Genomic DNA, 8204 nt, shown 5'->3' with positions numbered 1-8204 from the left:
TTCCTCGGGTCCGCCCTTGACCGGGGGCGGTCGGACGGCGCGTGACGGTGGCCGACGGCGCGCCGGGCTCCGTTCACACGACGGTGCCCGCCTCCCTGCCGGACAGACGGGCACCTTTGAGGAGTGACGGCGGGGTCAGGCCGGAGTCCCGGCCTTCTCACCCTCCTCGGCTGTGGGACCGGACGACGCGTCGGCCGTAACGGTCGCCGACTGTGGCGGCGGTGAACAGCAGCGCGGCGAAGGTCAGTGAGCAGAGGTCGATGACCCGGGTCTGCTGGAGGGTGGTCAGACCCGGGTCCGTGCTCAGGGACGGCAGTGCCGGGTTGAGGCTGCCGTTGGCGAGCATGACGGTGAGCAGGCTGGTGCACATGGCGGCCGGCACCCGCCATCGACGCCGGTACACATCGGGGGGGTATGCCGTCGAGGTCGTGCGCGGGAGCGGGGGCGTCCTCGGTGGGATCCGGGGTGGTTCAGCGGGCGAGGACGGCTCGCATGCCGTCCAGGACCCGGTCCACCTCGGTGACGAGGGTCTCGGGATCGGCGGTGGTGCCCGCCGCGTGGGGGGAGATCGTCGCGACGCGGCGTTCGACGGCCACGCGCATGACGCAACCGGTGATGGCCGCGGCCAGGCGGGGGTCGATGTCCTCACCGGTGCGGGCCAGGCGGCGTTCGATCACCGAGATCAGCGCGCGTTCGGCCTCGGCGAACATCTCCAGCAGCGCGCCCGCCAGTTCGGGGTTCCCGGTCACGAGGCGGTGGGACGTGACGATGCCGTCGGGATCGCGGACGATGTCGCGGGCGTGGCCGCGCAGGAGGTCGGCGAGGGCGGTCCCGAAAGGGAGGTCCGCGTGCACGAAGCGTTCGACCGCGTCGGGGGCGAGGGCGGGCGGCGCTTCCAGGAGGGCGTCCTCCTTGCTCCGGAAGTAGTTGAAGAAGGTGCGGCGGGAGACCCCGGCGGCGGTGGCGATCTCGTCCACGGTGACGGCGGCCACGCCGCGTTCCAGGGCCAGTTCGCGGGCCGCGCGGCGGATGTCCCGGTGGGTGCGGCGGCGCCGGGTGTCCCACAGCGTTCCACCGGGATGCTCCGTCGGTCCGTTCCCCGCCTCCCGCGAGGCCGCCCGTGGGGTCATCGTCACTCCCTTTTCCCGTCTCCGTGGTTCCGGGCCGGGTGGTCCCGGGAGCGCCCGGCACGTCGGCACGTGTCGCCCTCGATGTTCACCCGGGTGTTCACCCCGATTGTTTGCCCTGAGTGCAGGATTAGCACCGGGTGCACATCACCCCCGCGCCCATTCGTATCCGCTCCGGACGGACCGGCGAGAACCGGCGAGGCCCGCGGCACGGCCGGGGCCACCGGTGTTCCCGACCACCGGCACCGAGGACGCGGTCGACCGACCGACAAGGAGTCAGAAGCGTTGACACCGGACGGTTTTGGGAAATTCCGTTGGATGTTCAATCGAATCTCCCCCGCGCCAGGATTCCATGTTCAGAATTCAATGACACGATTCCGTCCGGGAGCGGTTGCGACCTTCCCCGACTCGGGTTGGACTTGAGTCGTAAGCAACAAACCCTTCCTCCGATAGGACGGTGAAAATGTTTTCCACCGAGTCGACCACGCGGGACCTCCACAAGACCCTGGAGACCGATGTCGAGGCCGCGCTGAATCCGACCGAGGCGGACGGCGTCTTCCGTGACTCCCGTGAATGCGCGGCGCTCCTGCTGCTCGCCGGGGCGCTTCTGCTCTCCCCGCCGACCCCCCGGCCGAAGAAGGGCTGACGAGGCGGATATGAAGCAATTGTCGGGCGCGATCCACGACCTTGCTTCGGAGGTGGTCTCCGTCCTGCGGGACGGGGACCACCGCTCCGTGGCGGGGGCGGGCGCCGTACGAGGTGACGAGGCCGTTCTGCGGGTGGCGGCGGTCCGCGCGCTGGGAGCCGACGTGCTGCTGCCCACCACGCTGCTGCGCCGCCCGCCGGAGGAGCCCGTGCTGGCGCTCGTCCGGGAGGCGATGCGCACCTACCCGCCGGGGCCGGACGCCTCGTCCGCCACCGTCTGGAGCCACTGGGCGATGGAGCGGACCGTGCTGCGCCTGACCTCGACCGACGGCGTCCCCGACAGGGGCGGGCGGCGGCCGACGGGGGCTCCGCCCACCGCCCAACCGGACGTCTCCGACCTGGAGTCCGCTCCCTGGCAACGCCTGACCCACCAGCTCGCCGTGCTCGGGGCCCTGGCCGTGCCCGAGGCGGATTCGGCGGTGGCGGAGGTGGCCCGACGGCGCTCGTTGGACGTCTCGCGCGGGTTCGTGCGGGCGGTGCGCCGCCGCGACTGGTTCCAGGCGGCGGGTGCGGGCCGGTGGTTGGCGGCCGTCCGGGGGGCACCGGGAACGCTCGGCCTGGACACGGGACTGGACTTCGTCCTGCACATGGGCGGAGCCGACCCACGGGTGGCCCTGCACACCCATGCCGCGCGGTGGATGCGCGCGACCGACCCCGGCGGCGGGGAGGGTGCCCCGTCATGAGGAACGCCGGGAGGAGCACCGGTGGAACCGGTGGGGAAACCGGTGGGGCGAGCGTCGGGGGAAACGACCGGGGAGCACCTCGGAAGAGCACCCGGAGACCGATTCCGGTAATCGTTTCGGAGAGCACATGAGGAGCTATCTCCCCGATCGCCTGGCGCTCGAGGCACTCGAATGGACCCACCGCCATTCAACGAGTTTCGAACTCCCCGACGACATCACCGATCCGGATGTGGATCCGAATTGGACCATGAAACCGGTGGGGGAACTGGCCCAGCTGTCCTCATCCATTCTCGGCGTCTCCGATCCGAGCGGCGAGGTGCATCGCCTGGCGGGCGAACTGCTCGATTTCTGTTGGCGCCAGGTGCGCGAGGGCATGACGCTGTTGCGGATTTTCCGGGAGGAGCCCGCGGCCACCTACCCGCTGGAGGTCTACGCGGCCTTCGCCGGCGCCGGACTGCGCCATCCGGGCTTCGAGGAGTTCGCCTCCTCGGTGTGCGCCACCCGCTCCTGGCGGCTGGCGGAGCAGGAGCCCAACCGCCGGTTGGGTGTGTTGGACGCCGAACGACGCAGCGGACTGACCCCGCACGGGGCGTTCGAACCGGCGCTGCGGCGCACGTGGCTGGGCGGGCTTCCCGAACCGTGGACGATGGACCGGGGATCGGGATACCACCTGACCCACACCGTCTTCCACATCACGGAGTGGGGACGGGCCCCCCATCGGATGCCGGAGGACCTGGAGGCGTACCTGGGGGCGTGGCTGCCCTGTTGGCTGGACGCCTGCGTCGAGGCCGGCCAGTGGGACCTCACCTGCGAGTTGCTCGCGGTCGGTGCGAGTCTGCCCGGACCGCCGGACGTGGAGCACCTGGGGCCGGCCTGGGAGAGCATCGGGCGGGCCCGGCGTTCGGACGGCTCACTGCCCGAGGAGGGCACCGGTCCGGTGGACGAGGACCCGGACACCACCTTCGCGTACAGCTACCACTCGACGCTGGCGGCGGCCTTCGCCGCCGCGCTGACCACGTCCCGGCTGCGGGCCGCGGCCCCCTCCCGGAACGTGCCCGGCGGCGGACGCCCCGGGACATTCATCGGAACATCCCACGGCGACCCGAACGGGCGGGACACATGATCGAGACCCCTCCACCCGAGCCACGGCCCGGAGCACGTCCCGACCCGCGTTCGGGCCCCGTCCCGGCCGACCCCGCGCTGATCCACGGTGTCGGGGACCGGGCGGTGGCCTGGTTGCACCGGCACCGCGACGGTTTCCATCCCCGCCCCGAGGCGGACACCCCCGACCGGGAGGTTCGCGACCGGCTCAAGCCGATCGGTGAACTCGCTCTGATCGGCAAGGTGTTGTTCCGGGAAGGGGTGGCCGGCTCCCGGCAGGCCGCACGGTCCCGGCAACTGCTGGACCATGCCTGGCGGGAGCAGTTGGACGGTGGGCGACTGCTGGCCTGGATGCAGCGGGAGGAGCCGCTGTCACCGATCCCGTTCGAGATCTACGTACCGTTCCGCGAGTTGGGGTACTCCTCACCGGAGGTGGAGGAGAACGCCCGATTGACCCACCGGTTGGACAGTTGGGCGGCGCTGGAGGCGCTGCCGGTGCGGCGGTTGGGTCTGGCGGCCTTCGAACGGCGCTTCGGTCTGCCCGCCTCGATCGACCCCGGGGAGGCGGTGGGGGCGACCTGGCTGGGACGTCTTCCCGAACCCTGGACGGTGGGCCTGCACATCGGATACGGCATCACCCACACCGTCTTCCACCTCACCGATTGGGGCGAGAACCCGGACGGTCTGCCCACCGATATCGCGGAGTACCTGGCGCGGTGGCTTCCCGCGTGGACCGACGACTGGCTGGAGATCGGCCACTGGGACCTGCTCGGCGAACTGTTGGTCGTCGACGCCTGCCTGCCCCGGCCCGCCCTGGAGGACCAGGTCTGGCGGGCCTTCGCCGCCGCCCAGGCACCGGACGGGGCGATGCCCGCGCAGGGCCCGCTGCCGGAGGGGGACGGGCGGGAGATCTTCGACGAGGTCTACCACCCCACCCTGGTCGCCGCGTTCGCGTCCGTGCTGGCCACCTCCAGGGCCATGGGGTCGCTGATCGGGGAGCCGGCGTGAGGACCGTGTCCGCGCAGACCGGCCGTGCCGCCGGACCGGACACCGCGCCGGCTCCCCGGCGGCGGTCGCCCCGTCCCGATCCGGTGAAGCCGGCGCACCCCGTGCCCGCCACCGACACGGGGGTGCGGGAGACGCTGGCCCGGGCGGTGGACGCGGTGGACGCCCCCGACGTGGTCGTCGCCTGGTCCCGGCGCGGGGAGCGGGCCGTGTGCACGGGCGGCACCGCCCCCGCGCCCCCGGTGTCGCGCGAGGTGCTGCGCTACGAGATCGGATCGGCGGGCAAGACCCTCACCGGACTCCTGCTGGCCGCGATGGTGCACGCCGGTCGGGTGCGGTGGTCCACCCCGGCGCACGCCCTCCTGACCCCGGGGGGCACGCCGCGTCCGAACCCGATCACCCTCCTGCACCTGGTGACGCACACCTCCGGCCTGCCCCCGTTGCCGGTCGGCCTGTACCCGGGAGCCCTGCGGCACCGGACGACCAACCCCTACGCGGGGTATTCGACCGGGCGGGTGCTGGAGGCCTTCGCCCGACACCGCTCCCGTCGACCTCCGGGAAGCCGGTGGCGCTACTCCAACCTGGGCGCGGCGGTCCTGGGGCACGCGCTGGGGGCTGCCTGTGACACCTCCTGGGAAGGGGCGCTGGAGCAGCGGGTCCTGGCACCTCTGCGCCGGGTGGGCGTGGTGAACGTCGGGACCGCGCCCGCTCCGGGCACCGACCCCTCCCGGGGGCCGGTGGACGCGGTCGGTCACGGACGGGACGGCGTCACGCCGGTGCCGCCGCTGCTCATGGGCGGCTTCCCGGCCGCCGGTGCGGTGCGCGGGGATCCGGTCTCCCTGCTGCGCCTGCTGGAGTTGCACCTGCGCCCGGCGGGGGCGCCCGATCCGGTGACCGCCGCCGCGCTGGAGACCGTGCGCACGCCGGTGCTGCGGCGGGGGCGACGCGGGGAGCGGACCCACACCGTCACCTGGTTTCGCGAGGAGGGCCCCCGGGGTCCGGTGCTCTTCCACGCGGGGGCGACCTGCGGGCAACAGGCGTTCCTGGGATTCCGTCCGGGGACGGGGACGGCCCTGGTCGTGGTGTGCACCCGCCGATTCCGGCTCAACGACACCTTCCCGGCCGCCGCGCGGGGCCTGCTGGACGCGCTTCCCTGAGCCGGTCCCGCCGTGTCCGCCTCGCCGTCCGCCTCGCTCCCGGGGCCGGGGCCGGGGCCGGGGCGACCGTGCCAGTCCAGGCACAGGATCATGGCGTCGTCGTCGGACTGCGGGCGCCCCCGGTACCCGGCGAGCTCGCCGAGGATGGCGCGGGGCACCTGGGAGGGGGGCAGCAGGCGGGTGCTGGTCAGCGCGCGCGCCAGTGCCTTGTCCCCGTAGCGCTCCCCCACCGGCGAGGAGACGTCGTAGACACCGTCGCTGACGAACAGCAGACGGTCGCCCGGCAGCACCTTGAAGGGCTGGACGGCGTAGACGGTGTCCTCGAACATGCCCAGCGGCAGCTGTGCCTCGAGTTCGACGGGCTCGGCGGTGCCCTCGCGCAGGCGCCACATGCGGGGTGACCCGGCGTCGACGATCTCCACCTCTCCGGTGGCGAGGTGGAAGCGCAGCAACAACACCGAGACGTGGAAGCGCCCGCCGTGCTGACCGTACAGGGCCTGATCGGCCATGTACGCCTGGTCCTGGAGATCGAGACCGGCCCGGCGGGCGTTGCGCAGGGCGTTGACGGAGAGATTGGTGAGAAGGGCAGCCTCGATGCCCTCCCCCATTCCGTTGGTGACGGTGAGGGTGAGGTGGTCGGCCGAGGTGGACCAGTCGAAATTGTCGCCGTGAATGGCGTAGGCCGGTTCCAGTTGGGCCCCGAGATCGAACTCGGGCCGGCTCAGGGCACGACCGGGCAGAAGTTGCCACTGCATCTCGGCGGCGAGGGTGAGCCGCTCGGCGCGACGGGCCTGGAGATAGACATCGGTGTCACGTTCGGCCACCACGATCTCGTGGCCGAGGATTTCGGAGATCTCCCGGAGTTCCGCCACCACCTCGTCCGAGCACTCCTCGGCGGGCAGGCACAGGATCAGCACTCCCATCCGATCGCCCCGGACGGTGACCGGAAGGTGCAGCGTGGCCACCTCCGAGCCGACGGCGTCGGGGATGTAGGGTTGTTGCGAGCCGAAGGCCCGTCCCGGGGCACCGGTGTGGGCTGAAACGGTTTCCGATGTGTAGGGCGGGGCGCCGAGCGGGTGAAGCGTGTTCATTCCGTAGTCGGCCATGAGCAGTTCGATGGCGGTGGCCGAGTAATGCCGGCCCAGCGCCTCACGGGCCGCGGCGAGGAGATCGTGGGGCGGCGCGTTGCGCAGGGCCCGCTCCACAGCCGTGAATCTGTCCACCGTGTTACAACCGCTTTCTCAAGAAAACATGCCGGATGGTGCGAGGAGGGCCGCCGGCCGGGCGTCAGGGGTGACAGGGCCTACCGGGAGTGCCACAGTTATGCGTGTGAATCCAGCATCGTCCCACCGTCGAGCCCTCGACGCCGCCGGAGCGGCGTCCGAGGTCATCGAACTGTTGGAGATGCTATGGGAGCGGGGTCGTGATGCCGCGCCCACCGCTCCGGTGTCCTCCTCCCAACTGCGGGTGCTCTACGTGTTGGAAAGGGACGAGGGAATCAACCTGCGCACCCTGGGCGAACTTCTGGGGGCGGCCCCCTCGTCGGTGAGCAGACTCTGCGACCGCCTGCAGGCGGTGGGCTTCGTGGAAAGAATGCCCAGCGCGACGAGTCGGCGCGAATTGGAACTGTGGCTCACCCCCCACGGGCGCTCCTACCTGCGGGATCTGCGGGCTCGCCGGGAGGAGACCCTGCTGTCGGCGATCTCCGCGCTCTCCCCCACCGAGCAGCGGGCGCTGGTGGCGGGGCTCTCGGCGTTCCGCGACGCGGTGGACGGTGGATCCGTCTCCAGGCTCCGCTCCACCGGACGGGAGGGGGCGGCGCTCGGCCCCGCAGGCGCGGACCGGGCGGGAATCGGTGACCCGGCCGACCCGGTCGAGCGCGAAGGGGGCGAGGGCATGGCCCGACGGCCGGGGAAGATGGTGCGCGAGTCCCCGGGGGACGCACCGGGAAACGGCGTCGGTGGATCGGCTTCCGGTACGGAGCAGCGGCTCCGCTCCGGTGATCCGACACGGACCGAGGGAACGCGAGCACAAAGACGCTCCCCGACCGGTGGGGCGGGACTCGGCGCCGGGGTGCGGGCGGCCGACGACGCCTCCCCGACGGCGGGACGGCGGGCCCGGACGGCCTAGCCCCGGCTTCTCGGCACTCTCCATCGCTCCCACGCTGTTCTCGAATGACCCGGCCCCGAATGACGGGTGGGCGGGACCCCCGCACCGCGACGGCGGGGCCGGCGGGTCGGAGCGCCCCCACAGTGTTGCCCACACGATACAGTTGTCAAATGGCAACTGTCTTCCCGGGGGGACCCCGGGAAGCCCCCGGGAGTTCCGGACGGGGCGGATCCCCCCATCCGGGGACGGGCCTCAACCCTGCCGCAATCGCTCGATGATCACCTCCCGCAGGGCCCCCAACGCCTCGACCGGGCCCC

General features: G+C 72.2%; 7 protein-coding genes and 2 pseudogenes. 6 read left to right on the top strand and 3 right to left on the bottom strand.

Going from position 1 to position 8204, the window contains the following annotated elements; genetic code table 11:
* Window positions 1-157 precede the first annotated feature (157 nt).
* A complete protein-coding gene (locus tag FNQ90_RS06735; protein WP_182605425.1) occupies window positions 158-370 on the bottom strand; it encodes a hypothetical protein in 213 nt (70 codons plus the stop codon).
* A 100-nt stretch (window positions 371-470) separates the two neighbouring features.
* Window positions 471-1130, bottom strand: coding sequence for a TetR/AcrR family transcriptional regulator (locus tag FNQ90_RS06730; RefSeq protein ID WP_228470927.1), 660 nt, complete (start codon window positions 1128-1130; stop codon window positions 471-473).
* Between the two features lie 460 nt (window positions 1131-1590).
* On the opposite strand from FNQ90_RS06730, the gene FNQ90_RS06725 reads away from it, so the two are divergent.
* From FNQ90_RS06725 to FNQ90_RS06705, 5 genes are all read left to right on the top strand, one after another.
* Window positions 1591-1773, top strand: a complete 183-nt coding sequence (locus FNQ90_RS06725; RefSeq protein ID WP_182605423.1) for a hypothetical protein — start codon at window positions 1591-1593, stop codon at window positions 1771-1773.
* Between the two features lie 10 nt (window positions 1774-1783).
* Entirely contained in the window at window positions 1784-2515 is a 732-nt protein-coding gene (locus tag FNQ90_RS06720) for a hypothetical protein (RefSeq protein ID WP_182605422.1), read from the top strand.
* A 127-nt stretch (window positions 2516-2642) separates the two neighbouring features.
* Window positions 2643-3638: a DUF6895 family protein gene (locus tag FNQ90_RS06715; protein WP_182605421.1), complete on the top strand. Its 996-nt coding sequence runs from the start codon at window positions 2643-2645 to the stop codon at window positions 3636-3638.
* Entirely contained in the window at window positions 3635-4624 is a 990-nt protein-coding gene (locus FNQ90_RS06710) for a DUF6895 family protein (protein WP_228470926.1), read from the top strand. The genes FNQ90_RS06715 and FNQ90_RS06710 overlap by 4 nt, the downstream gene beginning before the upstream one ends.
* A complete protein-coding gene (locus FNQ90_RS06705; RefSeq protein WP_323379811.1) occupies window positions 4621-5778 on the top strand; it encodes a serine hydrolase domain-containing protein in 1158 nt (385 codons plus the stop codon). The genes FNQ90_RS06710 and FNQ90_RS06705 overlap by 4 nt, the downstream gene beginning before the upstream one ends.
* 56 nt (window positions 5779-5834) lie before the next feature.
* Here the strand turns inward: FNQ90_RS06705 and FNQ90_RS06700 are convergent.
* A pseudogene (locus FNQ90_RS06700) lies at window positions 5835-7001 on the bottom strand (PP2C family protein-serine/threonine phosphatase); the annotation flags it as partial.
* A gap of 100 nt (window positions 7002-7101) precedes the next feature.
* Between FNQ90_RS06700 and FNQ90_RS27105 the strand changes: the two are divergent.
* A pseudogene (locus FNQ90_RS27105) lies at window positions 7102-7584 on the top strand (MarR family winged helix-turn-helix transcriptional regulator); the annotation flags it as partial.
* Window positions 7585-8204 lie beyond the last annotated feature (620 nt).

Source organism: Streptomyces alkaliphilus (assembly GCF_014141535.1).
Classification (GTDB): Bacteria; Actinomycetota; Actinomycetes; order Streptomycetales; family Streptomycetaceae; genus Streptomyces; species Streptomyces alkaliphilus.
Note: the sequence above shows the minus strand (reverse complement) of the source record. Positions and strands in the feature narration are given on the sequence as shown.

What these genes read in the sequence shown, in the direction of transcription:
- FNQ90_RS06730 (WP_228470927.1), bottom strand. Translation starts at nt 1,130, where the DNA reads ATGACCCCACGGGCGGCCTCGCGGGAGGCGGGGAACGGACCGACGGAG.
- FNQ90_RS06715 (WP_182605421.1), top strand. Translation starts at nt 2,643, where the DNA reads ATGAGGAGCTATCTCCCCGATCGCCTGGCGCTCGAGGCACTCGAATGG.
- FNQ90_RS06725 (WP_182605423.1), top strand. Translation starts at nt 1,591, where the DNA reads ATGTTTTCCACCGAGTCGACCACGCGGGACCTCCACAAGACCCTGGAG.
- FNQ90_RS06720 (WP_182605422.1), top strand. Translation starts at nt 1,784, where the DNA reads ATGAAGCAATTGTCGGGCGCGATCCACGACCTTGCTTCGGAGGTGGTC.
- FNQ90_RS06735 (WP_182605425.1), bottom strand. Translation starts at nt 370, where the DNA reads ATGTGCACCAGCCTGCTCACCGTCATGCTCGCCAACGGCAGCCTCAAC.
- FNQ90_RS06710 (WP_228470926.1), top strand. Translation starts at nt 3,635, where the DNA reads ATGATCGAGACCCCTCCACCCGAGCCACGGCCCGGAGCACGTCCCGAC.